This window comes from Pseudooceanicola sp. LIPI14-2-Ac024, from assembly GCF_042188925.1.
In the GTDB taxonomy this organism is placed as follows: Bacteria; Pseudomonadota; Alphaproteobacteria; order Rhodobacterales; family Rhodobacteraceae; genus Pseudooceanicola.
The window spans coordinates 171,273-194,903 of the sequence record NZ_CP170102.1; the positions used below are offsets into that span (position 1 = coordinate 171,273).

Annotated in this window: 21 protein-coding genes and 2 pseudogenes; 13 read left to right on the forward strand and 10 right to left on the reverse strand. The window is 69.2% G+C overall.

All coding sequences use genetic code 11. The features are described from left to right. Window positions 1-5 precede the first annotated feature (5 nt). From ACE2AC_RS00820 to cysE, 5 genes and pseudogenes are all read left to right on the forward strand, one after another. On the forward strand, window positions 6-638 hold the full coding sequence (locus ACE2AC_RS00820; RefSeq protein WP_375690246.1) for a TIGR02217 family protein: 633 nt from the start codon (window positions 6-8) through the stop codon (window positions 636-638). Next, window positions 635-1,519: pseudogene (locus tag ACE2AC_RS00825) on the forward strand (DUF2163 domain-containing protein). The gene ACE2AC_RS00820 and the pseudogene ACE2AC_RS00825 overlap by 4 nt, the downstream one beginning before the upstream one ends. Further along, window positions 1,516-1,953 (forward strand): NlpC/P60 family protein, encoded by a 438-nt coding sequence (locus ACE2AC_RS00830; RefSeq protein WP_375690247.1) that lies wholly within the window; start codon window positions 1,516-1,518, stop codon window positions 1,951-1,953. The pseudogene ACE2AC_RS00825 and the gene ACE2AC_RS00830 overlap by 4 nt, the downstream one beginning before the upstream one ends. Before the next feature lie 16 nt (window positions 1,954-1,969). Further along, on the forward strand, window positions 1,970-5,890 hold the full coding sequence (locus ACE2AC_RS00835) for a glycoside hydrolase/phage tail family protein (RefSeq protein WP_375690248.1): 3,921 nt from the start codon (window positions 1,970-1,972) through the stop codon (window positions 5,888-5,890). Between the two features lie 105 nt (window positions 5,891-5,995). Continuing rightward, window positions 5,996-6,799 carry a serine O-acetyltransferase gene (gene cysE, locus ACE2AC_RS00840; RefSeq protein WP_375690249.1) on the forward strand — a complete coding sequence of 268 codons (804 nt, stop codon included), beginning with the start codon at window positions 5,996-5,998 and terminating at the stop codon, window positions 6,797-6,799. Window positions 6,800-6,896: 97 nt separating this feature from the next. Here cysE and ACE2AC_RS00845 read toward each other — a convergent pair whose 3' ends face one another. The 4 genes from ACE2AC_RS00845 to ACE2AC_RS00860 form a co-directional block, all read right to left on the reverse strand. Further along, window positions 6,897-7,721 carry an arginyltransferase gene (locus tag ACE2AC_RS00845; protein WP_375690250.1) on the reverse strand — a complete coding sequence of 275 codons (825 nt, stop codon included), beginning with the start codon at window positions 7,719-7,721 and terminating at the stop codon, window positions 6,897-6,899. 129 nt (window positions 7,722-7,850) lie between these two features. Then, the gene (locus tag ACE2AC_RS00850; RefSeq protein ID WP_375690251.1) at window positions 7,851-8,300 is read right to left on the reverse strand and encodes an RDD family protein; all 450 of its coding nucleotides are present in this window, start codon (window positions 8,298-8,300) and stop codon (window positions 7,851-7,853) included. Between the two features lie 64 nt (window positions 8,301-8,364). Next, window positions 8,365-8,811, reverse strand: a complete 447-nt coding sequence (locus ACE2AC_RS00855; protein WP_375692051.1) for a DUF2852 domain-containing protein — start codon at window positions 8,809-8,811, stop codon at window positions 8,365-8,367. A 112-nt stretch (window positions 8,812-8,923) separates the two neighbouring features. Next, window positions 8,924-9,391, reverse strand: coding sequence for a YbaK/EbsC family protein (locus tag ACE2AC_RS00860; RefSeq protein ID WP_375690252.1), 468 nt, complete (start codon window positions 9,389-9,391; stop codon window positions 8,924-8,926). A gap of 233 nt (window positions 9,392-9,624) precedes the next feature. On the opposite strand from ACE2AC_RS00860, the pseudogene ACE2AC_RS00865 reads away from it, so the two are divergent. From ACE2AC_RS00865 to ACE2AC_RS00875, 3 genes and pseudogenes are all read left to right on the forward strand, one after another. Further along, window positions 9,625-10,355 (forward strand): annotated as a pseudogene (locus ACE2AC_RS00865) (hypothetical protein). Then, on the forward strand, window positions 10,258-12,279 hold the full coding sequence (locus ACE2AC_RS00870) for a glutamine-synthetase adenylyltransferase (protein WP_375690253.1): 2,022 nt from the start codon (window positions 10,258-10,260) through the stop codon (window positions 12,277-12,279). The pseudogene ACE2AC_RS00865 and the gene ACE2AC_RS00870 overlap by 98 nt, the downstream one beginning before the upstream one ends. Beyond that, window positions 12,276-12,542: a hypothetical protein gene (locus ACE2AC_RS00875; RefSeq protein ID WP_375690254.1), complete on the forward strand. Its 267-nt coding sequence runs from the start codon at window positions 12,276-12,278 to the stop codon at window positions 12,540-12,542. The genes ACE2AC_RS00870 and ACE2AC_RS00875 overlap by 4 nt, the downstream gene beginning before the upstream one ends. 79 nt (window positions 12,543-12,621) lie before the next feature. On the opposite strand, the gene eda is transcribed toward ACE2AC_RS00875, so the two are convergent. From eda to ACE2AC_RS00890, 3 genes are all read right to left on the reverse strand, one after another. Further along, complete coding sequence (eda, locus tag ACE2AC_RS00880) at window positions 12,622-13,263, reverse strand: bifunctional 4-hydroxy-2-oxoglutarate aldolase/2-dehydro-3-deoxy-phosphogluconate aldolase (protein ID WP_375690255.1); 642 nt, start codon at window positions 13,261-13,263, stop codon at window positions 12,622-12,624. Between the two features lie 45 nt (window positions 13,264-13,308). Continuing rightward, entirely contained in the window at window positions 13,309-15,111 is a 1,803-nt protein-coding gene (gene edd / locus ACE2AC_RS00885) for a phosphogluconate dehydratase (protein ID WP_375690256.1), read from the reverse strand. 90 nt (window positions 15,112-15,201) lie between these two features. Further along, window positions 15,202-15,432: a toxin-antitoxin system YwqK family antitoxin gene (locus ACE2AC_RS00890; RefSeq protein ID WP_375690257.1), complete on the reverse strand. Its 231-nt coding sequence runs from the start codon at window positions 15,430-15,432 to the stop codon at window positions 15,202-15,204. A 93-nt stretch (window positions 15,433-15,525) separates the two neighbouring features. Here ACE2AC_RS00890 and ACE2AC_RS00895 point away from each other — a divergent pair, with 93 nt between their 5' ends. The 3 genes from ACE2AC_RS00895 to ACE2AC_RS00905 all read left to right on the forward strand — a co-directional run bounded on the left by ACE2AC_RS00895 (window position 15,526) and on the right by ACE2AC_RS00905 (window position 18,931). Then, window positions 15,526-16,722 carry an RSP_2647 family RNA methyltransferase gene (locus ACE2AC_RS00895; RefSeq protein WP_375690258.1) on the forward strand — a complete coding sequence of 399 codons (1,197 nt, stop codon included), beginning with the start codon at window positions 15,526-15,528 and terminating at the stop codon, window positions 16,720-16,722. Then, the gene (locus ACE2AC_RS00900) at window positions 16,719-17,258 is read left to right on the forward strand and encodes an RSP_2648 family PIN domain-containing protein (RefSeq protein WP_375690259.1); all 540 of its coding nucleotides are present in this window, start codon (window positions 16,719-16,721) and stop codon (window positions 17,256-17,258) included. The genes ACE2AC_RS00895 and ACE2AC_RS00900 overlap by 4 nt, the downstream gene beginning before the upstream one ends. 131 nt (window positions 17,259-17,389) lie before the next feature. Continuing rightward, a complete protein-coding gene (locus ACE2AC_RS00905) occupies window positions 17,390-18,931 on the forward strand; it encodes a trimethylamine methyltransferase family protein (protein ID WP_375690260.1) in 1,542 nt (513 codons plus the stop codon). A 16-nt stretch (window positions 18,932-18,947) separates the two neighbouring features. Here ACE2AC_RS00905 and ACE2AC_RS00910 read toward each other — a convergent pair whose 3' ends face one another. Then, a complete protein-coding gene (locus tag ACE2AC_RS00910; protein ID WP_375690261.1) occupies window positions 18,948-19,253 on the reverse strand; it encodes a DUF6477 family protein in 306 nt (101 codons plus the stop codon). A 243-nt stretch (window positions 19,254-19,496) separates the two neighbouring features. Between ACE2AC_RS00910 and ACE2AC_RS00915 the strand changes: the two genes are divergently transcribed. Beyond that, on the forward strand, window positions 19,497-20,639 hold the full coding sequence (locus tag ACE2AC_RS00915) for a DUF6456 domain-containing protein (RefSeq protein WP_375690262.1): 1,143 nt from the start codon (window positions 19,497-19,499) through the stop codon (window positions 20,637-20,639). Between the two features lie 32 nt (window positions 20,640-20,671). Here the strand turns inward: ACE2AC_RS00915 and ACE2AC_RS00920 are convergent, their stop codons facing one another. Beyond that, window positions 20,672-21,409 carry a VIT1/CCC1 transporter family protein gene (locus ACE2AC_RS00920; RefSeq protein WP_375690263.1) on the reverse strand — a complete coding sequence of 246 codons (738 nt, stop codon included), beginning with the start codon at window positions 21,407-21,409 and terminating at the stop codon, window positions 20,672-20,674. Between the two features lie 174 nt (window positions 21,410-21,583). On the opposite strand from ACE2AC_RS00920, the gene ACE2AC_RS00925 reads away from it, so the two are divergent. Continuing rightward, window positions 21,584-22,000 (forward strand): hypothetical protein, encoded by a 417-nt coding sequence (locus ACE2AC_RS00925; protein ID WP_375690264.1) that lies wholly within the window; start codon window positions 21,584-21,586, stop codon window positions 21,998-22,000. Window positions 22,001-22,048: 48 nt separating this feature from the next. Here the strand turns inward: ACE2AC_RS00925 and ACE2AC_RS00930 are convergent, their stop codons facing one another. Further along, entirely contained in the window at window positions 22,049-23,551 is a 1,503-nt protein-coding gene (locus ACE2AC_RS00930) for a catalase (RefSeq protein WP_375690265.1), read from the reverse strand. Window positions 23,552-23,631: the final 80 nt, after the last annotated feature.

Consider the following 23,631-nt stretch of genomic DNA (forward strand, 5'->3'; position numbering starts at 1 on the left):
GGACGATGAGCTTTCACGAGGTGCGCTTTCCCGCGAACCTGAGCTTTGGCTCGGTCGGCGGGCCGGAACGTCGGACGGATGTCGTCACGCTGGCCAACGGGTTCGAGGAGCGGAACACGCCCTGGGCCCATTCCCGGCGGCGCTACGATGCCGGCGTCGCGATGCGCTCGCTTGACGATGTCGAGGCCCTGATCGCGTTCTTCGAGGCGCGGCAGGGACAGCTGTTTGGGTTCCGCTGGAAGGACTGGGCCGATTACAAGTCCGTCGCCACCGCGGCCGAGGTGCATTTCGAGGACCAGGTGATCGCCTATGGCGACGGGGTGGTGGACGAGGTGCAGCTGGCCAAGCGGTATCGTTCCGGCGGGCAGGAGTACCTGCGGCCGATCACCAAGCCGGTGGCGGGGACGGTACGACTGGGGGTCGGCGGCGACGAGTTGCAGGAAGGCCTGCACTACGAGGTCGATACGGCGACGGGTCTGATCATCCTGGCCGAGGTGCCGGCCTTCGGGGACGAGATCACGGCAGGCTTCGAGTTCGACGTGCCGGTGCGGTTCGACACGGACCGCATCCAGGTCTCGGTCGCGTCGTTCCGGGCGGGCGACGTGCCGAGCGTGCCGGTGGTGGAGGTGCGGGTATGAGCTTCGACCCCGCGCTGAAGGCGCACCTGCAAAGCGGCGCGACGACGACCGCGCATTGCTGGACGATCGTCCGGCGCGACGGGGTGGCGCTCGGCTTCACCGATCACGACCGCGACTTGTCGTTCGACGGGGTGACGTTCCGCGCAGACACCGGGCTGAGTGCGCTTGCGCTGCAGCAGGGCACGGGGCTCTCGGTCGACAATTCCGAGGCGATCGGGGCGCTCAGCGACGCGGCCCTGCGCGAGACGGATATCGAGGCGGGGCGCTTCGACGGGGCGGCGCTGACGGCGTGGCTGGTGAACTGGGCCGATGTCGCGGCGCGGCAGGTGGTGTTCCGCGGCACGATCGGAGAGATGCGGCGCGCGGGCGGGGCCTTTCGGGCGGAACTGCGCGGTCTCACCGAGGCGCTGAACCAGCCGATCGGCCGGGTCTACCAGCGGCCCTGCACGGCGGTGCTGGGGGATGCGGGATGCAAGGTCGCGCTGTCCGAACCGCTGTTCTCGGCTGAGATGTAGGTGGACCTGGTGGAGGACGCGCAGGCCTTCGGGTTCGGCGATCTCGACGGGTTCGACGCCGGCTGGTTCACGCGCGGGCGCCTGGTCGTTCTGGACGGGGCAGCCAGCAGCCTTGCGGGGCTGGTGAAGCGCGATCATGTCGTCGACGGTATCCGGTGGATCGAGTTGTGGCAGCCGATCCGCGCCGCGATTGCGTCCGGTGATGTGATCCGGCTGGAGGCGGGCTGCGACAAGCGGTTCGAGACCTGCCGGGTCAAGTTCGACAACGTCCTGAACTATCGCGGTTTTCCGGACATTCCTGGCGAGGACTGGCTGATGACGGCCCCGGCGCGTTCGGGCGAGACGGGCGGGGGGAGCCGGCGATGAGCGAGGTGTCGATGGCCATGGCGGCGCGCGGCTGGATCGGGACGCCCTACGTGCACCAGGCCTCGGCCAAGGGGGCGGGGGCGGATTGCCTGGGCCTCATCAGGGGTGTCTGGCGCGAGGTGTTGGGGGCGGAGCCGGAAGCGGTGCCGTCCTACACGCAGGACTGGTCCGAGCCGCAGGGCGAAGAGCTCTTGTGGGCGGCGGCGCTGCGGCACCTGGTGCCAAGGCCGCTGGCGGCGGAGGCGGAAGGCGACGTGCTTTTGTTCCGGATGCGGGACGGCGCGGTGGCCAAGCATCTGGGCATCGCGGGCCGGATCGGGGCGGGGGCGTCGTTCGTGCACGCCTATTCCGGGCAGGGCGTAGTGGAAAGCCCTCTGAGCCTGCCCTGGCGGCGGCGGATCGTGGCACGGTTCGCCTTTCCGGCGGGACACTGAACGCGGGGGAACAGTCATGGCAACGGTAATCCTTTCCGCCGTCGGCGCGGCGGTCGGCGGGTCGATCGGCGGCTCGGTCCTTGGGCTGTCGGCCGCGGCGGCGGGACGGTTCGTGGGCGCGACGCTGGGCCGGGTCATAGACCAGCGGCTGCTGGGGCAGGGGTCCGAGGTGGTCGAGACCGGCAAGGTCGATCATTTCCGCCTGACCGGCGTGGGCGAAGGCGATCCGGTGGCACGCGTCTATGGCCGCATGCGAGTTGCGGGGCAGGTGATCTGGGCCTCGCAGTTCGAGGAGATCGTCACCACCTCGGGCGGTGGCAAGGGCGCCCCGTCGCAGCCCAAAACGCGCAGCTACAGCTACCGGGTGAGCCTGGCGGTTGCACTCTGCGAAGGCGAGATCTCGGGAATCGGGCGGATCTGGGCGGACGGCATGCAGATCGCGCAGGATACGCTGTCGATCAGGGTCTATCGCGGGTCCGGGACGCAACTGCCCGATCCGCGGATCGAGGCGATGGAAGGTGCGGGGCAGGTGCCGGCCTATCGCGGGCTGGCCTATGTCGTGTTCGAGGACCTCGCGTTGGAGCCGTTCGGCAACCGGGTGCCGCAATTCGCGATCGAGGTGATCCGACCCGCGCCCGCCGGACAGCCGGAGGGCGCGTTTTCGCCCACCCGCGCGGTGCGGGCGGTGGCGATGATGCCGGGCAGCGGGGAATACGCGCTCGCGACCACGCCGGTCAGCTTTGACCACGGTCACGGCACCGTGCGGATGGCGAACGTGAACACCGCGTCGGGCAAGGCCGACCTGCCGACCGCACTGGACGAGCTGGACGCGAGCCTGGTGGACTGCCAGGGTATTTCGCTGGTGGTGAGCTGGTTCGGCGACGACCTGCGCTGCGGTCAGTGCCAGGTGCGGCCCCGGGTGGAACACAAGGAGGCTGACGGGCGCGAGATGCCCTGGACGGTTGCCGGGCTCGACCGGGACACGGCGGGCGTGGTCGGCAGCGATGCCTGGGGGCGGCCGGTCTACGGCGGGACGCCGGCGGATGCCTCGGTGATCGAGGCGATCCGCGAGATGAACGCGCGCGGCAAGCGGGTCATGTTCTATCCCTTCATCCTGATGGAGCAGCTGGCGGGCAACGGCCTGCCCGATCCGTGGAGCGATGCGGACGACCAGCCCACCCTGCCGTGGCGGGGGCGGATCACGCTGTCCGAGGCCCCCGGCCGGCCCGGATCGCCGGACGGCACGGCGACGGCTGCGGCGCAGGTGGCGACGTTCTTCGGCACGGCTTCGGCCGCGGATTTCGCGGTGTCGCCGGGGGCGGTCAGCTATTCCGGCCCGGCCCAGTGGCGGTTCCGGCGGTTCATCCTGCACTGCGCGGCGCTCTGTGCGGCGGCGGGCGGGGTCGACAGTTTCTGCATCGGGTCCGAGATGCGCAGCCTGACGCAGGCGCGGGGGGCGGGGAACAGCTTCCCGGCGGTGGATGCCCTGCGCGCGCTGGCGGCCGAGGTGCGGGTGCTGCTGCCGGGTGCCAGGATCGGCTATGCCGCGGACTGGAGCGAGTACTTCGGCTATCACCCGCAGGACGGGTCGGGCGACGTGTTCTTTCACCTCGATCCGCTCTGGGCCGATCCCGAGGTCGATTTCGTCGGGATCGACAACTACATGCCGCTGTCAGACTGGCGCGAGGGGGACGATCACCTCGATGCCCATTGGGGGACGATCTACGATCCCGATTACCTTGCCGCCAATATCGAGGGGGGCGAGGGGTTCGACTGGTTCTACCATTCCCCCGAGGCCGCGGCGGCGCAGATCCGCACCCCTATCACCGACGGCGCCCATGGCGAGCCGTGGGTCTATCGCTACAAGGACCTGCGCAGTTGGTGGTCGTCCCCGCACCACGAGCGGATCGGCGGCGTGCGGCAGGCCGCGCCGACCGCCTGGCTGCCCGAGGGCAAGCCGATCTGGTTCACCGAACTGGGGTGTGCCGCTGTCGACAAGGGGACGAACCAGCCGAACCTGTTCCTCGATCCCAAGTCGTCGGAAAGCGCGTTGCCGCGCGCTTCGACCGGGCGACGCGATCCGGTGATCCAGGCGCAGTACCTGCGGGTGATGCACGAATACTGGGCCGACCCGGTGAAGAACCCGCTTTCGGTGGAATACGGCGGGCGGATGATCGACATGGGCCGCGCCCATGTCTGGGCCTGGGACGCGCGGCCCTTCCCGGCGTTTCCCCGCGTGCTGGATGTCTGGAGCGACGGGGGCAACTACGGTGCCGGGCACTGGATCACCGGGCGCGCCTCGGGGCGGTCGCTGGCGTCGGTCGTGGCCGAGTTCTGCCGGGACGCGGGGCTGGAGGCCTTCGACGTCTCGGCGCTCCACGGCCATGTCAGCGGCTACGTTTTGGACGAGGTCGGCGCGGCGCGGGGCGGGTTGCAGCCGCTGATGCTGCGCTATGGTTTCGACGCGGTCGAGCGGGAGGGCGTACTGCGGTTCCGGATGCGGGACGGCAAGGCGACGGCAGTGCTGGGCGAGGACGACCTGGCGGTGACGGACGAGCTGGAGGGCCGGATCGAGGAGACCCGGACACCCGAGGCGGAGCTGTCGGGGCGGTTGCGGCTGAAGTTCCTCGAGGCGGATGCCGAGTTCGCGGTCGTCGCCGAGGAGGCGGTGCTGCCGGACGAGAAGAGCCGGGCGGTGTCGTCGTCGGAGGTGCCGCTGGCGATGACGCGCGGCGAGGGGCGCCAGGTGCTCGAGCGATGGCTGAGCGAGGCGCGGGTGGCGCGCGACGGGGTCCGGATCGCGCTGCCGCCGTCGCGCCGGGACCTTGGCGCGGGCGACGTGGTGCAGCTGCCGGTGGCGGATGGCGCGGGGCTCTTCCGGATCGACCGGGTGGAGCAGGGGCCGCATGCGCTGGTCGAGGCGGTGCGGATCGAGCCCGAGACCTACCGCCCGGTGGACATGGAGGAGGATGGCGCGACTCTCAGCCGGTTCGTGCCGCCGGTGCCGGTGCTGCCGCTGTTCCTGGACCTGCCGTTGATGACCGGCGAGGAGGTGCCGCACGCGCCGCACCTGGCGGTGACGGCGGCACCCTGGCCCGGCGCGGTGGCGGTCTATGCCTCGGACGAGGACGCGGGCTATGCGCTGAATTCCGAGGTCACGCGGCGGTCGACCGTGGGCTACACCGAGACCGCGCTGGCGGCGGGGCCGGTCGGGGTGATCGACTACGGAGAGGGGCTGCAGGTAAAGCTGACGAGTGGCACGCTCGCCTCGGTCACCGAGAGCGCGTTTCTCGCGGGGGCGAACCTTGTCGCCATCGGTGACGGCACGTCGGGCAACTGGGAGCTGTTCCAGTTCCGCGATGCCGAGCTGGTCGCACCGAAGACATGGGTGCTGCGGCACCGGTTGCGGGGACAGCTGGGCAGCGATGCGCTGATGCCCGCCACCTGGCCCGCCGGCAGTCGCGTGGTGCTGATGAACGGGGTGCCGGACCAGATCGGCATGCGGCTGGATCAGCGCGGGCGGGCGCGGCACTACCGCATCGGGCCGGCGCTGCGGCCGGTGGATGATCCGTCCTATCGGCACGAGGTGCTGGCCTTCGACGGCAACGGGCTGCGGCCGTATGCGCCGGTGCATCTTTCGGGCAGCTGGTCGGGCGGCAGTGTTGTCGTCGATTGGGTCCGGCGGACGCGGATCGGGGGCGACAGCTGGGAGGGCCTCGACGTGCCGCTTGGCGAGGAGCGGGAGCTTTACCTCGTGCGCGTCGAGCAGGGAGGCACGTTGCTGCGCGAGGTGCAGGTGAACCAGTCGGAATGGACCTATGGCGCCGCCGCGCAGGCGGCGGACGGGCTGGCGGCGGGGCTTTTCACCGTGCGGGTGGCGCAGGTGTCGGCGCTCTACGGCGCCGGTCCGTTCCGGGAGCTTGTCCTGTCGGCTTGACCCTGCGTGGCCATTTTTCCACGTGATTGACCGCATCACGGGTTTGCGTTTTCCGCGGGCATCGCTATCTGGTACCCTGTCGCTGCAAACGCGAGAGGGCGGACCATGGCCGAGACGAGAGCGAAACTGGCGAAGCTGGACCCGGTCTGGGCCCGGATCACCACCGAAGCTGAACAGGCGGTGCGGGATGAGCCCCTTCTGGGCGGGTTGATCCATTCCTCCGTGCTGCACCACCCGACGCTGGAACGCGCGCTGGCCTACCGGATCTCGGCCAAGCTGGCGAGCCACGAGATGTCGGCGCAGATCCTGCGCGAGATCTGCGACGAGGCGTTCGGGTCGGACACCTGGCTGGCGGATGCCGCGCGGGCGGACATCGCGGCGGTCTATGACCGTGACCCGGCCTGCCATCGCTTCCTGCAGCCAGTGCTGTTCTTCAAGGGCTTCCAGGCGCTGCAGGCGCATCGCGTGGCGCACTGGCTCTGGGGCGAGGGGCGCAGCGACCTTGCGTATTTCTTCCAGATGCGGGTCAGCGAAATCTTCGGCGTCGACATTCACCCCAATGCCCGGATGGGCAAGGGCGTGATGATCGACCACGCGCATTCCATCGTCATCGGTGAGACCGCCGTCGTGGGCGACAACGTCTCGATGCTGCATTCCGTCACACTCGGCGGGACGGGCAAGGAAGACGAGGACCGTCACCCCAAGATCGAGGATGGCGTGCTGATCGGGGCCGGGGCCAAGGTGCTGGGCAACATCCGCATCGGCCACTGCTCGCGCATCGCGGCGGGGTCGGTGGTGCTGCACGACGTGCCGCCCTGCAAGACGGTCGCCGGGGTGCCCGCCAAGATCGTGGGCGAGGCCGGCTGCGACCAGCCATCGATCAGCATGGACCAGCTGATCGGGATGTGATCGCCCGGGATTGCGAAACAGTTGCGCCGCGTGACGGAGAGTCGCGCGGCGTTTTCATGTCACGTGACAGGGGCGGCGGAGGCCGAAAGGTGCCAGGTCAGTCCCGCGGGGTGGCGGGGCGGACGTCGGGCAGGGTGATGTTCGCCACCTGCTCGCCGATCGGATCGACCGAAAGGGGATGCGTCTCGCTCTCGTAATCCTCGGGCCGGGTCATCTTCTGCCACTTGCCGTCGACGTAGAGCTCCAGCCCCGAGAACTTGGCCTTGTAGCCCATCTTGGGCGATCCGGGCACCCAGTAGCCGAGGTAGACGTAGGGCAGGCCCGCCTCGCGCGCGATCTCGACATGGTCGAGGATCAGGTAGGTGCCGAGCGATTCCTTTGGCCGGTTCGGGTCGTAGAACGAATAGACCATCGACAGCCCGTCATCGAGCACGTCGGTCAGCGACACCGCGGTCAGCCCGTCCTGCGGATCGTGGTATTCGACCACGCGCGAGCGGATCGGCGTCTCTTCGATCATCGCGGCGAACTCGAAGACGTCCATGTCGGCCATGCCGCCGTCGGCGTGCCGGCTGTCGAGGTAGCTGCGGAAGAGGTCGTACTGTTCCTCGGTCGCCCAGGGCGAGGTCGCGGTGCGGGTCAGCGCGCTGTTGCGGTTCAGGGTCCGCCGCTGGCTGCGCGAGGGCTGGAAATCGGCCACCGCGATCCGGGCCGACAGGCAGGCCGCGCAATCGGCGCAGGAGGGGCGGTAAAGGACGTTCTGCGAGCGCCGGAAACCCTGCTTGGACAGGCAGTCGTTAAGCCGCCCGGCATTGTCGCCCTGCAGGGCGGTGAACAGCTTCCGCTCCATCCGCCCGTCCAGATAGGGACAGGGCTGCGGGGCCGTCACATAGAATTGTGGTGCGAGCGGTAAGGTATGACGCATGCGATAAAGTTGGCAGATTCCCGGATCGCACGTTACCAGCCCCCACCCAACAGGCCAATACCAGAGTTCCGCAGCGATTTGGGCGGCCCCGAGCCGCCCCATATGTGTTTTCGCAGAGGGCCTTGCAGGTCAGGCGGCGCGGTTCAGCGCCACCGTTCCCAGCAGATAATCGCTTACCCCCTGGCCGCGATAGGTGGTGGCCATCAGCACCATCGAGACCAGCTGCACCACGAAGAAGGCGATCGAGATCGTGTAGCCCATCGTGTGCAGGAAGGCAGTGCCGCCATCCAGGCGGTCGCCGTCGGCGCGCCGGATTTCGATCGACAGCAGCCGCATCCCCCAGGTCGCCGAGCCGCCGCTGAGCGTGGCCCAGCGATAGAGGAAGCCGGTCACCATCATCAGCAGCGGGAAGAAGAAGAGGCCGGTGAAGGCGGTGAAGGGCAGGACCAGCAGGCAGAGCGCCAGGATCAGCGCGGTGTCCACGATCCAGGCCAGCAGGCGCTTGAGCGGCACGCCGGAATAGAATTCGGGCTGCGTATCGGGATCGGGCAGGGCGAGGGCGTCGTAATACATCGTCATCGTATCATGTCCTGAAATGGGAACCGGCCCCCGGGGAACGAGGGGCCGGTCCGGGCCAGCGGGCTCACGCGTCTTCGCGTTCGTCCTTTTCGGCCTCTTCGCGGGCACGGCGGTCGCGGTCGTCCATGAACTGGTCGAACTCGGCCTTGTCCTTGGCGTCGCGCAGGCGCTGGAGGAAGGCCTCGAAGGCTTCCTGTTCCTGTTCGAGCCGTTGCAGCGTCTCGGACTTGTAGGCGTCGAAGGCGGTGTTGCCGCTGGATTTCATCGCGGCATAGCCCGAACGGCGCATTTCATGGTTCCGGCCGCGGCGGCCGCAGGATTTCGAAAACATGCGTTTGCTCCAGATCATGTAGGCAAGAAGGGCGAGGCCAACGGGCCAGAAAAAGATGAAGCCCAAAATCATCACGGCGATCCAGGCGCCTTTGCCCTTGCTGTCGAGCCAAGCCTCGCTTTTCGACAGCCAACCCATGGGTCTTTCATAGGTCTGGGCCGTTGCGGTGGCGGGGGTCATCGTGGTCATCTCCGTTGTTGGGTCGATGTGAATGCTTTTCACATTGCAACAGATGGCAACCCGCGGCCCTTCCCGCAAGGGTCGATGTGAAGCTTTTTTACATTTTTCTGGCTCAGCTAATGAAATCAGCCACTTGCGCGCCCGTCAGGCGGGGCAAATCGGCCGGTTTCAGCGCAAAGACATGGTGCGGCGTACCGGCGGCGGCCCAGATCACGTCGAAGTCCATGAGTCGCGGGTCGAGGTAGGCGCGGATCGGGTTCAGGTGCCCCACGGGCGCCACGCCGCCGATCGCGAACCCTGTCTGCGCCCGGATCAGGGCCGCGTCGGCCTTGCCAAGCGGCTCTCCGGCCACCGCGCTGGCCTTGGCATCGTCGACCCGGTTGCCGCCCGCGGTCAGGAACAGCACCGCCTCGCCGCTGTCCTCGCCGCGGAAGATGATCGACTTGGCAATCTGGTCCAGCGCGCAGCCGACACCGTCGGCGGCCATCTGGGCGGTCTTGGCCTCTTTCAGTTCCACGATCTCGGCAGCGATGCCCGCATCCTCGAGCGCCTGGATGACGCGTTTCTTGCTCTTGCTCATGGGGCCTCCGCGATGGTTGTTCCGCAGGTTCTGCCAGTGTGGCGGCGGATTGACCAGCCCGGGCGCGGGCGTAAGGTGCCGGCATGACCATCGCCTCCCGCATGACCCGCTGTCCGCGCCCCTTCGATGCCGAACGGGGGGGCGAGGCGCTTGATCTGATGCCCGGCCTGTCCGGCGCGGCGGCGGATCTGATCCGCGGCGCGGGCGGGTGCAGCCCTTACCTGTCGGGGCTCATGGCGAAGGAAGGCGACTGGCTGGCCGAAGCCTTGGACGACCCCGAGGGTGCCTTCGATGCCGAGATGGCGCGCGTCGGCGGACTGGAGGACGATCTCGCCTCCGAGCTGCGTCGGGCCAAGCGGCGGGTGGCGCTGCTGACCGGGCTCTGCGACCTCGGCGGGGTCTGGGCACTGGAGGGCGTGACCGGGCGGCTGACCGATTTCGCCGACCTGGCCGTGGCCCGCGCGATGCGGGCGGCGCTGGCCCACGAGGTGCGGCGGGGCAAGCTGCCGGGGATCGACGAGGGCGATCTGGACACCGGCACCGGGATGGTCGCCTTTGCCATGGGCAAGATGGGGGCGGGGAGCTCAACTATTCCTCGGACATCGACCTGATCGTTCTGTTCGACGAGACGCGGTTCGACGCCGAAGCCTTCCTCGAGGCGCGGCCCGCCTACATCCGCGCGACGCGGAAGTGGGCGGCCATGCTGTCGGATATCACCGGGGAGGGATACGTCTTTCGCACCGACCTGCGGCTGCGGCCCGACCCCTCGGTCACGCCGGTCTGCCTGGGGATGGAGGCGGCGGAGCGCTACTACGAAAGCCTTGGCCGGACATGGGAGCGGGCGGCCTGGATCAAGGCGCGGCCCTGTGCCGGGGACATCGCGGGGAGAGCGCTTCCAGCAGGAGCTGCGACCCTTCGTCTGGCGCCGCCACCTCGACTTCGCGGCCATCCAGGACGCCCATGACATGCGGGTCCGGATCAAGGATCACAAGGGCTTGCACGGCGGGCTTGATCTGCCCGGCTTTGACATGAAGCAGGGCACCGGCGGCATCCGCGCGATCGAGTTCTTTGCCCAGTTCCACCAGATCGTCGCGGGCGGGCGCGATCCGGACCTGCGGGTGCGGGGCACCGTTCCGGCCCTGGCGCTGCTGGCGCAGAAGGGTTGGATCCCCGCCGACATGGCCGAGAAACTGACCGCCGCCTACCGCGCGCATCGCGAGGTCGAGCACCGGGTGCAGATGGTCAATGACGCACAGACCCACGCCCTGCCGACCACCGAAGAGGGGTTCGCGCGGCTGGCCTGTTTCATGGACCGCGACGCCGCAGAGCTGAAGGCCGAGGTCCGGGGCCGGCTGGAAGAGGTGCGCGACCTCACCGACGGCTTCTTTGCCCGCGAGGGGTTCGAAACCCCGGCCGAGGATCCGGCCGCGCCTCAGATCACCTTTGACGAGGCCATCGTCGCCCGCTGGCGCGGCTATCCGGCGCTGCGGTCGGAACGGGCGCGGGCGATCTTCGAACGGCTGCGGCCCGAGATGCTGAAACGGCTGGCGCGCGCCGCAAAGCCGGACGAGGCGCTGGTGGCGTTCGACCATTTCCTGTCGGGCCTGCCCGCGGGTGTGCAGCTCTTTTCCCTTTTCGAGGCGAACCCCCAGCTGATCGACCTGCTGGGCGACATCGTCGGCACCGCGCCGGAACTGGCGGCCTACCTGTCACGCAATGCGGGGGTGTTCGACGCGGTGATCGGGGGGGATTTCTTTGCCAAGTGGCCGGGGCTGGACACGCTTTGCAACGACCTCGACACTACTTTGCAAACCGAGGCGGATTATGAACGCAAGCTCGACGCCGCCCGGCGCTGGCAGAAGGACTGGCATTTCCGCATCGGGGTGCACCACCTGCGCGGGCTGATCGACGCCAAGGCCGCCGGGGCGGAATATGCCGAGCTGGCCGAGGCGGTGCTGCGCTGCCTCTTCCCGGTGGTCGCGACGGAGTTCGCGCGCAAGCATGGCGACCTGCCGGGGCGCGGCGCGGTGGTGCTGGGCATGGGATCGCTGGGCGCCGGGCGGCTCAATGCACGGTCCGACCTCGACCAGATCGTGATCTACGACGCGGGCACGGCCGAGGCGTCCGATGGCCGCCGCCCGCTCGACGTGCGGACCTACTACGCCCGCCTGACGCAGGCTCTGGTCACCGCGCTGACCGCGCCGATGTCGGAAGGGCGGCTCTACGAGGCCGACATGCGGCTGCGCCCCTCGGGCAACCAGGGGCCGGTCGCGACCTCCTGGCCGTCGTTCCGCGACTACCAGGCGGACCAGGCCTGGGTCTGGGAACACCTGGCCATGACCCGCGCGCGCGTCGTGGCCGCGGTCGGGGCCGAGGGCGCGGCGCTTGGCGATGACGTGACCGCCTTCCGCGACAAGTTGCAGGCCCGTGGCCGCGACCGGGACGAGATCCTGTCGGCCGTGGCCGAGATGCGCAGCCGCATTGCCCAGGCCCGGACGCCCGACGCCTGGGAGGTCAAGACCGGCCCCGGACGAAACCAGGAGATCGAGCTGATCGCCCAGGCGGGCGCGCTGATCGGCGGCGTGCCCTCGGGCCCGCTGGTCACCGGCCTCGACGGGGCGGTGGACTGCGGCTGGCTGTCGGTCGGCGACCGCGCCGACCTGCTGGCGGCCTACGACCTCTGCTGGCAGCTGGGGCAGGTGGCGAAACTGCTCAGCGACCGCCCGCTCGACCCCGACGCGATCGGCGAGGGCGGGCGCGAGATGCTGCTGCGCGAGACCGGGGCCAGCGACATCGCCGCGCTCGAGGCGCGGTACGAGGAAGCGACCGGGCGGGCGGCGGCGGTGATCGACCGGGCGCTGGCGGGATACGAGGAGGAGAGCGGATGATCAGGGACGTGAACGACCCCAAGGGGTTGATCCGGGAAAGCTACCGGATCGAGGGGATCGGGCTGGAGGAGTGCCGGTCGATCTTCATGGACTGGGCGTTGAGCCTGCCGGACGGCACCGACACGGGCCCGGCGCTGGACGCGCTGATCGAGACCTACGGGGCCGAGGCGCCGGACCACCCGATGACCGGCATCCTGCGCGAGGGGCGTGCGGGCATGGTGCCGTCAGGGCGTCGCGGCGGACGGCGCGGGCGGATGCAGTGAGCGGTGGCGCGGGTGGGGTGGAACCCCGCCCTACGCGGGGTCCTACCGGCGCCGACCACATTCCAACGGGACGCGCCGGTCAGCCGCCGAGCGCTGCGGCCTCGCGCGCCAGGTCCTCGATCGCGGCCCAGTCGCCCGCGGCGATCAGCTTTTCGGGGCAGACCCAGGACCCGCCGACGCAGGCGATGTTCGGCAGGGCGAGGTAGTCACCCGCGTTCTGCGGGGTCACGCCGCCGGTCGGGCAGAATAGGATCCCCGGGATCGGCGCGCCGATGCCCTTGATCGCCGCCACCCCGCCCGAGGCCTCGGCCGGAAAGAACTTCTGCACCCGGTAGCCGCGTTCCAGGAGGCGCATCGCCTCGCTCGCGGTGGCCGCGCCGGGAAGCATCGGCAGGCCGGCCTGCTCGGCGGCGGTCAGCAGCTTGTCCGTGGCGCCCGGCGAGACGCCGAAGGTCGCGCCCGCGGCGACCGCCTCGGTCACCTGTTCGGGGGTGAGCAGGGAGCCGACACCGACCTCGCCCCCTTCGACCCCCGCCATGGCACGGATCGCGTCGAGGGCCGCGGGCGTGCGCAGCGTGACCTCGAGCACGGGCAGGCCGCCGGCGACCAGCGCCTCGGCCAGGGGGCGGGCATCGGCCGCGTCGTGGATGGTGATGACGGGGATCACCGGCGCGAGGCGGCAAAGGCGCTCGGCATGGGTGCTGGCGGTTTCGGGCGTCATGGTCTGGATGCCTCCGGCGGGAGTTTTTTCAGCAAGATGAAGATGTCAGACGACGTTCGACGCACCGGCGGTGGCGGGGGCGGCGTAGCGGCGGAAGTTCTCGAAGAGCTCGCGGCCGATGCCGAAGCCGTTGGCCGACAGGTCCGGCTGGCGCACCGCGCGGGCCGAGAGGTCGGCGGGGGTGGACAGCGTACCCGCCACCGCGTCGACCCGGACGATGTCGCCGTCCTGCAACTGCGCCAGCGGCCCGCCGTCGGCGGCCTCGGGCGCGACGTGGATGCAGGCGGGCACCTTGCCGGAGGCGCCGGACATCCGGCCGTCGGTCACCAGCGCCACCTTCAGCCCGCGGTCCTGCAGGACGGCCAGCGTCGGGGTCAGCGAATGCAGTTCGGGCATCCCGTTGGCGCGCGGGCCCTGGAAGCGGACGACGACCACCGTGTCCTCGGTGAACTCGCCGTTCTTGAACGCGGTCTTGACCGCCGCCTGGTCCTCGAAGATGCGGGCGGGCGCCTCGATCACGTGGTAGTCGGATTTCACCGCCGAGACCTTCATGATCCCGTCGCCCAGGTTGCCGCGCAGGCGCTTCAGCCCGCCGGTCTGCTGGAACGGATCGTGGGCCGGGCGCACGATGCGGTCGTTCTGGCTGATGCCCGCACCGGGTTTCCAGGTGACGCGGCCACCTTCGACGAACGGCTCCTCGGTGTAGCGCGACAGGCCGTCGCCCGCGACGGTCTTGACGTCCTCGTGCAGGAGGCCCGCCTTCAGCAGTTCGCCGATCATGTAGCCGAGGCCACCGGCGGCGTGGAAATGGTTCACGTCGGCCAGGCCGTTGGGATAGACCTTGGCCATCAGCGGCGTGGCCTGGCTGATCTCGTCGAAATCCTCGGTGGCGAGCTGGATGCCCGCCGCCCGTGCCATCGCCGGCATGTGCAGGACGAGGTTGGTCGACCCGCCGGTCGCCATCAGCCCGACGATCCCGTTGACGAAGGCGCGTTCGTCCAGCACCTCGCCCGCCGGGCGGTAGTCGTTGCCGAGCGCCGTGATCTCGAGCGCGCGTTCGGTGCCCGCCACGGTCAGCGCGTCGCGGAGCGGCGTGTTCGGGTTCACGAAGGAGGCGCCGGGCAGGTGCAGGCCCATGAACTCCATCAGCATCTGGTTCGAATTCGCGGTGCCGTAGAAGGTGCAGGTGCCCGGAGAATGGTAGGACGCCATCTCGGCCGCCATAAGCTCGGCCCGGCCGACCTCGCCTGCCGCGAACTGCTGGCGGACCTTGGCCTTTTCGTCGTTCGGCAGGCCCGAGGGCATCGGCCCCGCGGGCAGGAAGATCGCCGGGATGTGCCCGAAGGTCGCCGCGGCCATCACAAGGCCCGGCACGATCTTGTCGCAGACGCCGAGGTAGAGCGCCGCGTCGTAGCAGTTGTGCGACAGCGCGATCCCCGCCGCCATCGCGATCACGTCGCGCGAGAAGAGCGAGAGCTCCATCCCCGGCTGGCCCTGGGTGACGCCGTCGCACATCGCGGGCACGCCGCCCGCGACCTGCGCGGTGGCGCCCTGCGCGCGGGCGGTGTCGCGGATCAGGGCCGGGAAGCGTTCATAGGGCTGATGGGCCGAGAGCATGTCGTTGTAGGCGGTCACGATCCCGATGTTGGGGGCGTGGCCCTTCGACAGCGCGTCCTGATCGGCGGGCATGCCGGCATAGGCATGGGCCTGGTTGCCGCAGGTCAGGTGCGCACGCACCGGGCCCTTTTCCGCCGCCGCGTGCATCCGCGCCAGGTAGGCCTCGCGCGTGGGGGCGGAGCGTTCGCGGATCCGGTCGGTCACGGCGGCGATGGTTGGGTTGAGGGGCATGGCGCGTCTCCTGGTCCTGGCGTCATCTTAACAGGCGATGTTAGCGATAACAACGGCACGACGCGGGCCATTGTGCGGGTGTGCGGGCGGTCAGCGGGGTGGCCTGGGCTTGCGGGTGGTGACCTTGTAGACGGCGCCGGTCTTGTCGTAGGTGGTCCATTCGCCGACGGGCTCTCCGGCCTCGAAATGGCCCGACCGCATCCGCGTGCCATCGAGGCGGAACCATTCCCAGTACCCCGTCGGCAGGTCGTCCAGCTTCTGGCCCCGGGCCCAGACGGAGCCGTCCTTGTGATATTCGGTGTAGGGCGTGGGATCGGCCATGCGGAATAGCTAGCCCTGCCGCGGGGGCAGGGCAAGCGGACAGCGGCGTTCCGGCCCTTCCCGGGCGGCCGAAGACGGAGTAGAGGAGGGCGCATGAGCACATCCGACATCCCCGTGATCCGCCTGAAGCCCAAGGCCAACGCCCGCGCCATCCGCCACGGTGCACCCTGGGTCTATGACAACGAGGTCGTCACCGACCGCCGCACCAAGGGCATCGCGCCGGGCACCGTCGCGCTGCTGGAGGATGCCGAGCGCGCGCCGCTGGCGCTGGTGGCGGTGAACCCCAACTCGCGCATCTTCGCGCGGGTGCTGGACGAGGCGGGCGCTGCGGCACCGGACGAGGCGTGGTTCGCCGCGCGGATAAGCCGGGCGCTGGAGATGCGCGAACGGCTGTTCGACGCGCCCTACTACCGGCTGATCCACGCCGAGGCCGACGGGCTGCCCGGCGCGGTGATCGACCGCTTCGGCGACACCTGCGTGGTGCAGCCGAACGCCGCCTGGGCCGACGTGCTGATCGCGCCGCTGGTGGCCGCGCTGGTCAGGGTCACCGGCTGCGCCAACGTGCTGAAGAGCGCCAGCGGACGGGCGCGCGGGCTGGAAGGGCTCGATGACGTGGACGCGGTGATGGCCGGGGTCGCCCCCGACGCGCCCGTGGCCGTGCCGATGAACGGCGCGACCTACATGGCCGACCTGACCGGCGGCCAGAAGACCGGGCTGTTCTACGACCAGCGGCCGAACCATGCCTTTGCGCAGCGCCTGGCCAAGGGCGCCCGCGTGCTCGACGTCTTTTCCCATGTCGGCGGCTTCGGCCTGGCCGCGCTGGCGGCGGGGGCGCAGAGCGCGCTCTGCGTCGACGGATCGCAACCGGCGCTCGACCTCGCCGCGCAGGGGGCCGAGGCCGGCGGCATGTCCGACCGGTTCGCGGCCCGCAAGGGCGATGCCTTTGACGTGATGACCGCGCTGGCCGACGCGGGCGAGACCTTTGACGTGGTGATCTGCGACCCGCCCGCCTTTGCTCCGAACAAGCAGGCGCTGGAGGCGGGGCTGCGGGCCTATGAACGTGTCGCGCGGCTGGCCGCCGGGCTGGTGAACGAGGGTGGATATCTCGGCCTCTGCTCCTGCTCGCACGCGGCGGACCTGTCGAAGTTCCGGCAGGCCTCGACCCGCGGGATCGGGCGGGCCGGGCGCAAGGGGACGCTGATCCACACCGGCTATGCGGGCCCCGATCACCCGATGCACCCGCAACTGGCCGAAAGCGGCTACCTCAAGGCGCTGTTCTACCGGCTATGAAGGCGCTGCTCGACGCCTGCGTGCTCTATCCCACGGTGATGCGCGAAATGCTGATCGGCACCGCGCGGGCCGGGCTCTACCAGCCGCTGTGGTCGCCCCGCATCCTCGAGGAATGGGCGCATACCGGCCGCCGTTTCGGCGCGGAGGTCGAGGCACAGGCGCGGGGCGAGATCGCGATGCTGCAGGCCAACTGGCCGCGGTCCGAGGTGCGGCTTCAGCCCGGGCAGGAAGATCGCTTCTGGTTGCCCGATCCGGCCGACATCCATGTGCTGGCGGCGGCCGTCGTGGGCCATGCCGATGTCATCGTCACCACCAACGCCAAGGACTTTCCGCAGCAGGTGCTGGCCGAGGACGGGCTGTCGCGGGTCGATCCCGACAACTTCCTGCTGGGATACTTCCAGGCCAGTCCCGACCCGGTGCGCGCGGTGGCAGAGGATGTGCTGGCGACGGCCCGGCGGCTGTCGGGCGAGGACTGGACCATGCGCGCGCTGCTCAAAAAGGCGCGGCTGCCGCGGCTTGGCAAGGCGCTGGCCTGACGCGGCCTCCCTTCGGGGAATGTCGCTTTTCCGCGCAGACCGCCGCAAATGATCCGAGCCGATGACCCCCGAGCGGCTATGACACTCGCCAAGGGGCCGATCCGTTTCGGCCCGCAGTGAAAGGGCCGGACATGAGCGAAGCAGGCGCACGGCGCAAGGCACGGAGCGGCGGCGGAGCCGCGCGTCGGGCAGAACGCACGGCGGTGAACATCGAAACCGCACGGTTCATCGAACGCAACATCCCCAACATGGAGCTTCTCGGCGAAGAGGCGCTCCAGATCATCGAGCACAACGCCGAGACGGTGCTGGAAGAGATCGGGGTGAACTTCGTGAACAACCCCGCCGCGCTCGATCGCTGGCGCGAGGCCGGGGCCGACATCACCGGCGAACGCGTGCGCATCCCGCGCGGACTGGCACGAAAGCTCTGTGGCACGGCGCCGTCGTCGTTCACCCAGCACGCCCGCAACCCCGAGAAATCGGTCGAGATCGGCGGGAAGAACCTTGTCCTCGCCCCGGTCTATGGCCCGCCCTTCGTGCGCGAGGGCAGCGTCCGCCGCTATGCGACGATGGCGGATTTCGAGAAGTTCGTGAAGCTGGGGCACATGGCAAAGTGGCTGCACCATTCCGGCGGCACGGTCTGCGAACCGACGGACGTGCCGGTGAACAAGCGTCACCTCGACATGGTCGCGGCCCACATGACGCTGACCGACAAGCCTTTCATGGGATCGGTCACCGAACCCAGCCGGGCGCAGGATTCGGTCGACATGTGCAAGATCCTCTTTGGCGAGGGCTTCGTGGCCGAGAACACGGTGATGACCTCGCTCATCAACATCAACTCGCCCCTTACCTTCGACGACACGATGATGGGTGCGCTCGAGGTTTATGCCGCGAATATGCAGGCGGCGATCATCAGCCCCTTCATCGTCGGCGGTGCGATGGCGCCGGTCTCGGTCATGGGCACCCTGACCCAGGTGCTGGCCGAGGTGCTGGCGGGCGTGGCCTATTCGCAGCTGGTCCGTCCCGGCGCGCCGGTGATCTTCGGCGCCTTCGTGACCTCGATCGACATGAACTCCGGCGCGCCCACCTTCGGCACGCCCGAGGCGTCGCAGATCCTCTATGGCGCGGGTCAGCTGGCGCGGCGGATGAACCTGCCATTCCGATCTGGTGGTGGGCTCTGCGGGTCGAAGCTGCCGGATGCGCAGGCGGCCTATGAAACGGCCAATACGCTGAACGCGGCGCTTCTGGGCGGGGTGAACTTCATGCTGCACGCCTGCGGCTGGCTCGAGGGCGGGCTGGTGTCGTCGTTCGAGAAGTTCGTGATGGATGCCGACCAGCTGGGCGCGTTGCACAAGATGGCGCAGGGCGTGGCGATGGACGAGAACGCGCAGGCGATGGATGCCCTGCGCGAGGTCGGGCCGGGCGGTCACTTCCTCGGCTGCGCGCACACGCAGGCGAATTTCAAGTCCGCGTTCTGGCGGACCGAGGTGCTGGACTACAAGCCCTTCGAAACCTGGGAGGAAGAGGGCGCCCGCGACACGCAGGCGCTGGCGGCCATCCGGGTCGAGAAGCTTTTGGCGGCCTACCAGCAGCCCGCGCTCGACCCCGCGATCGCCGAGGCGCTGGCCGCCTTCGTCGCCCGCCGCAAGGCCGAGATGCCGGACGCCTTCGTCTGAGGTGCCGTTGCGGGCCTCAGGCGCCCGCCAGCTGCGCCGCCCGTGCCTCCTGCAGGATCTGCGCTTCGCCGAGGAGCGCGGTCATCGCCTCGACGTGGCGAATGACCGAATAGGCCGCGTCGCCCGCGCGGCGGCCGTCGTCATGCCACCCCTCGATCTCGATCAACTGCACCAACGCCTCGGCCGGGCGCGGCAGGGCGGCCAGGCCGAAGAAGCGTGGCAGCGTCCGCTCGCGCCGGTATTCGGCCGCGGCGATCCGCGCGGCCTGCAGCAGCAGCGGCGGGCGGCGCATGGTTTCCAGGCGGGTCAGGACATCCTGCATCGGCGTCTCCTTCAGCGGGCGGAACGCATCCGCCGGAAAAGGCCGAACCCTACACACGTGCACCGGGTGTTGCGTCCCGCCGACCCGCCGCACGATGTGGTCAGACAAGTTTATCCATTGAGAACAATGATGTTGGGAATGGTTAACCATTAACCATTGAGAAACTTATCCCTCGCTACGCTGTGCGCGCTTTTGGGGATAAGAACACGGGCCGGACAACGGCCGGGGAAAGGATTTTTTGTCATGCCGGGAACCGTTCCGGCCGACCCGGAAGCCTGGACGGTCCCGTCCTGGGTGCCGGAGGCTGCACTTCGCTATCTCGCTCACACCGAAGACGGTCAGTCGATCCGGGCACTTGCCCGCAAGTCCGGCTGCCATGCCTCGACCGTGCTGCGTCAGATCCGGCGGGTCGAGAACCTGCGTGACGACATCCTCGTGGACGAGGTCCTGACCGGGCTCGGCCGCATCGCCTTCCGCCGCTCCGCCCGTCCATCGGACAAGGAGCCAGAAGCGATGACCATACACCAGCCGGTACAAGATGAATCCCTGCCGAACGCCGCCGAGCTGCGGCACGAGGCGCAGCGCGTCCTGCGCCGCCTGTGCGAACCCGGCGCGGTTCTGGCCGTGGCCGCCGACATGGAAAAGGCCGTCGTGGTGCGGGACGGGCCGGGCGGGGCGACCGAACGGCTGGCCGTGCTCGACCGCGCGGTGGCGCAGGCGATGGCGCTGAAGGACTGGATCGCCTGCGACGCGCCGGGCCGGGTCGCGCGCTACACCATCACCCCCGCTGGCCGGGCCGAACTGAACCGACTGATGGTCCAGGCCGACCGCTTTGCGCGGCCGGGCCTGTCCGAGGCGCCGCGCGGCTTCGTGCACGTGGCCGAGGCGCTCTGCGGGGCCGGGGACGAGGCCGAGGATGACGAGGACGCCAGCGCCCGCCGCCGGGTGCGGTACGGCACCGCCGACACCCCGGTCGCCATGCTGGCGCGGCGGCGCGACCGGGACGGCAAGCCGTTCCTCGACGGCTCGCTGGTGCGGGCGGGGGAACGGCTGGCCGAGGATTTCGAACTGGCCCAGATGGCGCCGCGCGTCACCCAGAATTGGGATCGCTTCCTCGTGGCCGGGGTCGATGACCGGCCCGGTGCCGACGGGCACCTGCGCGGCGCCGAGGGCGCGCGGGAACGGGTCGCGGGGGCGCTCAAGGCGCTTGGCCCGGGGCTGGGCGACGTGGTGCTGCGCTGCTGCTGCTACCAGCAGGGGCTGGAGACGGCGGAGAAGACCATGGGATGGTCGGCGCGGTCGGGCAAGATCGTCCTGCGCATCGCGTTGGAACGGCTGCGCCAGCATTACGACAGCCTGGGCCACGACGGCGGGCTGATCGGCTGACTGGCTGACGCGGCAGGGCCGGGCGGGGGCGATCAGCCCCCGACCATCCGCCCGACAAGGAACGCCACCGCCGCGCAGACTGCGCCCACGGTCATCGTCTCGCCGACCGAGCGGGCAAAGCGTTCCTCGGTCGCGCGCCAGCGCAGAAGGCCAAGCGCGAAGAGCGAGGTGAAGGTGGCGGCGAGCGACCAGTAGAAGGTCGTCTGCGTCGGTTCCATCAGGATGTAGGGGATCAACGGCACGAAGCCGAAGGCGAGGAAGCTGAGGAAGGTGAAGCCGCCGTTCACCGCCGGGTTGTCGCCGTCGCCGGTAAACATGCCTGCATAGGCCATGCGCAGGTCGGCCATCATGCCGGGATGCGGGCGCAGGATCTCGGCGATCCGGGCGGCGTCCGCCGCCGGCAGACCGCGGGCCGCCAGCATCCCGGCGGTGGCGCGGCTTTCGCCCTCCGGGTCCTGGGTGATGGCCGCAAGCTCGGCCTGGCGGCGGCGGGCATGTAGCTCGTCCTCGGAATGGCCCGAGAGGTATTCGCCCAGCCCCATCGAGACGCCGTCGGCAAAGAGGTTGGCAAGCCCGAAGACCAGCACCGCCACTCCGCCGATCTGCGCCACGCCATCGGCCTCGGTCCCAGCGAAGCCGGCGAACCCGGCGACGGTGGCGAATGTCGTGACGATCCCGTCGTTGCCGCCGTAGACCAGCTGGCGCAGGTATTTCTGCAGGCGGCTCATGCGGCGGGCGGGCCCGGGCGGGGCGGTGTCGGCGGCGGTCATGCGGGCGGGCTCCGTGGCTGGCTGGCGTCGTCTTACCCTAGGACCTGCCGCGCCGCGCACAACCGTGCTCTGGCAACGGCGCACCGGGTCAAATGCAAGTTTCGAATGACCGTTTTATTCGCTTGGTCACGGCCGCGTGCGGATCTAGCATCCTGTACCATGTACAATACCGCGATGAGTCTCCTCCTGTTCCTCTCGCTGGCGCCCGGTCCGCGGGCGCAGCCCGTGGACTTGCCCGGCACCTGGACCTGCACGGTGGAATCGCGCTCGGACGATCCCAAGGAAAACTACGGCCTCGAGCTCGAGATGCGGATCGGGGCTGACGGCAGCCTGACCGCCAAGGGCAAGCGCATCATCCCCGGCGGCCTTCGCCCCGCCGACAACTTCAGCGGTGCGGGCCGGTGGGTGACGCGGGCCGCGGCGGGCGACACGCCGGAGCTGGTCGAATTCAGCGTCTGGACCGTCACGCTCGGCCCGATCGTCTGGGTCGCGGCGCCCGTGGAAGGCGGCCACATGTACCATTTCCTGACCCGCGACAGTGCCGAGGGGCAGACCGTGCATATCGAAACCCAGTGCGGCCACCACAGCTGATCGCCGGCAGAGGGGCAGGGGACGTGACCGCCCCCTGCCTGCCATGGCTCATTCGGCCGCCTTGGTCGGCGTCTCTTCGGTCACCGGGACGGCGTTGACGTCGCCTTCCTCTTCGACCGCCTTGCGCACCCCCGCGGCATAGTCGGGATGCACCCGTTCCAGCACCGCGTACCAGCGTTCCTTCACCGGGTCCGAGCACGGGCCCATGGCCGCGGCCATGTTGTGGTGCAGGCGATGCCGTTCCTCGTCGTTCAGCACCTCGGCATAGAGCGCACGGGGCTGGACATAGTCGGCATCCGGGTCGTCCTGCGCATAACGGTCGGCGTCGCCATCGATCCTGAGCGGGGGCTCCTGCACCGAGGGATCGGGGCGCGCGGCCTCTTCGTACTGGTTCGGCTCGTAATAGGCGTCCGGGTGCCCGGTCTTCTGCGGAAAGAACCGCATCGCACCGTCCTTGTGATAGAAATGCACCTCGGCCGCCTTGGCCTGGTTCGCGGGCAGCTGTTCGTAATGCGTGCCGAGGCGGTAGCGGTGCGCGTCGGCGTACGAGAAGATCCGCGCCTGCAGCATCTTGTCGGGGCTCCAGGAAATCCCGGGCACGATGTTCGACGGCGCATAGGCCGCGTTCTCGACGTAGATGAAGTAGTTGTCGGGGTTGCGGTTGAACTCCAGCTCGCCGACCTCGATCAGAGGGAAGTCTCCGTGCGGCCAGACCTTGGTCAGGTCAAAGGGATTGAAAGGCTGCTTCGCGGCATCCTCTTCGTTCATCACCTGGATGAAGAGCGTCCATTTCGGAAACCGCCCCTCGTCGATCATGTTGTAGAGGTCTTCCTGGTAGCTCTCGCGCGTCTTGCCGATCAGCGTCTCGGCCTCGGCATTGGTGTGGTGCCTGTGGCCCTGCTGGGTCTTGAAGTGGAACTTGACCCAGAACCGTTCGCCCGCGTCGTTCCAGAACGAATAGGTGTGGCTGCCATAGCCGTTCATGTGGGCGGGGTTGGTGGGAATGCCCCGATCCGACATCAGGATGGTGACCTGGTGCACCAACTCGGGCTGGGCCGCCCAGAAATCGAACATCGCTTCGGGCGAGCGGAGGTTGGTGACCGGGTGGCGTTTCTGCGTGCGGATGAAGTCGGGGAACTTGTAGGCGTCGCGCACGAAGAAGACGGGGGTGTTGTTGCCCACCATGTCCCAGTTGCCGTCCTCGGTGTAGAACTTCAGCGAAAAGCCCCGAACGTCGCGTTCGGCATCCGCCGCGCCCTGTTCGCCCGCCACGGTGGACCAGCGCGACAGCACCTCGGTCTGCTTGCCGACCTCCGAGAAGATCCTGGCGCGAGTGTATTTCGTGATGTCGTGGGTCACCGTGAAGGTGCCGAAGGCGCCCCAGCCCTTGGCGTGCACGGGGCGCTCGGGAATGCGTTCGCGGTTCTGGTGGGCGAGCTTCTCGATCAGCTGGTAGTCCTGCAGCAGGACCGGGCCGCGCTGGCCGGTGGTCAGGCTGTGTTCGTTCGTCGGCATCGGTGCGCCGGCGGTGGTGGTCAGCTTCTTGGACATGGGAAGGCTCCTTGTGGCTGCTGTGGCTGAAGGGCCAACGGCTGACGCCGCGATAGTTTCCATTTGAATTTCTCGGGGGT

What these genes read in the sequence shown, in the direction of transcription:
- ACE2AC_RS00920 (WP_375690263.1), bottom strand. Translation starts at nt 21,409, where the DNA reads ATGACCGCCGCCGACACCGCCCCGCCCGGGCCCGCCCGCCGCATGAGC.
- ACE2AC_RS00925 (WP_375690264.1), top strand. Translation starts at nt 21,584, where the DNA reads ATGAGTCTCCTCCTGTTCCTCTCGCTGGCGCCCGGTCCGCGGGCGCAG.
- ACE2AC_RS00895 (WP_375690258.1), top strand. Translation starts at nt 15,526, where the DNA reads ATGAGCACATCCGACATCCCCGTGATCCGCCTGAAGCCCAAGGCCAAC.
- ACE2AC_RS00930 (WP_375690265.1), bottom strand. Translation starts at nt 23,551, where the DNA reads ATGTCCAAGAAGCTGACCACCACCGCCGGCGCACCGATGCCGACGAAC.
- ACE2AC_RS00890 (WP_375690257.1), bottom strand. Translation starts at nt 15,432, where the DNA reads ATGGCCGATCCCACGCCCTACACCGAATATCACAAGGACGGCTCCGTC.
- ACE2AC_RS00830 (WP_375690247.1), top strand. Translation starts at nt 1,516, where the DNA reads ATGAGCGAGGTGTCGATGGCCATGGCGGCGCGCGGCTGGATCGGGACG.
- ACE2AC_RS00905 (WP_375690260.1), top strand. Translation starts at nt 17,390, where the DNA reads ATGAGCGAAGCAGGCGCACGGCGCAAGGCACGGAGCGGCGGCGGAGCC.
- ACE2AC_RS00910 (WP_375690261.1), bottom strand. Translation starts at nt 19,253, where the DNA reads ATGCAGGATGTCCTGACCCGCCTGGAAACCATGCGCCGCCCGCCGCTG.
- ACE2AC_RS00875 (WP_375690254.1), top strand. Translation starts at nt 12,276, where the DNA reads ATGATCAGGGACGTGAACGACCCCAAGGGGTTGATCCGGGAAAGCTAC.
- edd (WP_375690256.1), bottom strand. Translation starts at nt 15,111, where the DNA reads ATGCCCCTCAACCCAACCATCGCCGCCGTGACCGACCGGATCCGCGAA.
- eda (WP_375690255.1), bottom strand. Translation starts at nt 13,263, where the DNA reads ATGACGCCCGAAACCGCCAGCACCCATGCCGAGCGCCTTTGCCGCCTC.
- cysE (WP_375690249.1), top strand. Translation starts at nt 5,996, where the DNA reads ATGGCCGAGACGAGAGCGAAACTGGCGAAGCTGGACCCGGTCTGGGCC.
- ACE2AC_RS00855 (WP_375692051.1), bottom strand. Translation starts at nt 8,811, where the DNA reads ATGACCCCCGCCACCGCAACGGCCCAGACCTATGAAAGACCCATGGGT.
- ACE2AC_RS00835 (WP_375690248.1), top strand. Translation starts at nt 1,970, where the DNA reads ATGGCAACGGTAATCCTTTCCGCCGTCGGCGCGGCGGTCGGCGGGTCG.
- ACE2AC_RS00900 (WP_375690259.1), top strand. Translation starts at nt 16,719, where the DNA reads ATGAAGGCGCTGCTCGACGCCTGCGTGCTCTATCCCACGGTGATGCGC.
- ACE2AC_RS00820 (WP_375690246.1), top strand. Translation starts at nt 6, where the DNA reads ATGAGCTTTCACGAGGTGCGCTTTCCCGCGAACCTGAGCTTTGGCTCG.
- ACE2AC_RS00845 (WP_375690250.1), bottom strand. Translation starts at nt 7,721, where the DNA reads ATGCGTCATACCTTACCGCTCGCACCACAATTCTATGTGACGGCCCCG.
- ACE2AC_RS00850 (WP_375690251.1), bottom strand. Translation starts at nt 8,300, where the DNA reads ATGACGATGTATTACGACGCCCTCGCCCTGCCCGATCCCGATACGCAG.
- ACE2AC_RS00915 (WP_375690262.1), top strand. Translation starts at nt 19,497, where the DNA reads ATGCCGGGAACCGTTCCGGCCGACCCGGAAGCCTGGACGGTCCCGTCC.
- ACE2AC_RS00860 (WP_375690252.1), bottom strand. Translation starts at nt 9,391, where the DNA reads ATGAGCAAGAGCAAGAAACGCGTCATCCAGGCGCTCGAGGATGCGGGC.